This is a genomic window from Cryobacterium sp. TMT4-10, from assembly GCF_004403275.1.
Lineage (GTDB): Bacteria > Actinomycetota > Actinomycetes > Actinomycetales > Microbacteriaceae > Cryobacterium > Cryobacterium shii.
Genome location: NZ_SOGU01000039.1, coordinates 1 through 1,665 on the forward strand (window position 1 = coordinate 1; position 1,665 = coordinate 1,665).

A 1,665-nucleotide genomic window follows, 5' to 3' on the forward strand; every position below is an offset into this window, starting at 1 on the left:
GCGTCCTAACGAAGTCCACTATGGTTATCAACAGTCAGCCCTGGCAGCGTAGAAGAATCCACTAATTCCGCTGTCCGAAATCCCCGCAGCAGCTCAGTCCGCTTTCTTCCGTGAGGTGAACGCGGTGTAGGGGATCTCGGCGACCTCGGCGTCGGAGATCCAGGTTCGGGTGTCCTCGTCGAAGATCGCATGGGTGTACTTGATCGGCGTCCACCCGGTTGCCGGGATGGCCGCGATGCGCTTCCTGACGGCGGAATCGAGGCGGGCAGTGACAGAGACGTCCGCGCCGCCAGCCATAGCGGCGTGGATGGCCACGAAAGTGTAGAACGCGGAATCGGCGCGGAACAGGACCCGGGCGGTTCCTATCCCGGGCAGGCGGCTGAGGGTGGCGAGGGCGTCGCGGATCAGCCGGGTCGCGCCGTGCGGGGACGAGGCGGCGCCCCGGCGCAGGCGTTGGGCGAGGATGATCGGGGTGCCGGTGGCCGTCTTCACAGTGGCGAGGATCGCGTTGAGCCCGCGGACGCCGGAGTAGCCGAAGTTGGCGCCTTGTTTCTGGTGCCCGTGGACCTCGATGATGGTGTCGTCCACGTCCAGGAACACATAGTCGCCATCGGGTTCCGGGCTGATCAGAGGGCTCAGAGCGGCGAGACTGATCAGGAACCGGGACGCGATCGCGTCCAGCTGACGCACATGGCCAAAGGTGAACGCGCGCAGGAACGACCCGAGCGTTGACGGGGCATAAAGCTGGGCGAAGAGTTTCCGCATCCCGCCGTGACGGAGCACGGTCATGTCATCAATGGCATCCGCACCGGCGAGCATCCCGGCAACCAGCGAGACGACCTTCAGGCCGGCGTTCGCACCCTTGTCGGTGGCTACGCTCAACCACCTGTCGGCCAGGCTAAGCAGGCCTGCTTTCTCGGCCAGTTTCATCGCGGGCACCAAACCCGCCGACGAAACGAGGTTGGAACCATCGAATGACGCGGACACGGCGGCGGCGGTGTGCGAAACTTGCATCTACGAGACGCCCTTCTGACTCAGCGAATTGTGACTGTGGTAAGTAACAATTTTCCCTGATAAGACGGGCATTCTCTGTTTAACGCGCCGCTAAATCCCAATCCCGTAAGCGATGGCAACCAACGTCGTTTTTCCGAGAAGGGAGCACCTGCAGGGCACGACCCGACCGCAGACGGTCTTGAAGATCCCCTGACCCAGCTAACACGGAATCTTGGTGTACGGGCGTCCCTTATCGTCGATTGACGTGCCGTTAGGTCCATAGGCCCGACACCCCGTGTACTTATCGACGCTCCCCGAGGACGGCGGGGGGATTACCGGAGCGGGGACAGAGGCAGCTCGCTCCTCTGCCGCAGCGCGCGCATCGTCCGCCGCTTGTGCGTCAGCCGCAGCCTGCGCATCCGCTGCAGCTTGTGCTGCTGCGGCGGCCTGGGCGTCAGCCGCGGCCTGGGCAGCGGCAGCGGCAGCGGCAGCATCGTCAGCCGCTTTCTTGACGACCGCAGCTTCGCGGGCCAACGCGGCCGTCTCGACAGAAGTTAGTTTCTTCTTGAGCGAGACTGAGCTGCTGCGGGGATTTCGGACAGCGGAATTAGTGGATTCTTCTACGCTGCCAGGGCTGACTGTTGATAACCATAGTGGACTTCGTTAGGACGC

1 pseudogene is annotated in these 1,665 nt (G+C 63.3%); it reads right to left on the bottom strand.

The window, feature by feature from the left end:
- Positions 1-96 precede the first annotated feature (96 nt).
- Positions 97-1,014, bottom strand: a pseudogene (locus E3T42_RS06400) (IS1380 family transposase); the annotation flags it as partial.
- Positions 1,015-1,665 lie beyond the last annotated feature (651 nt).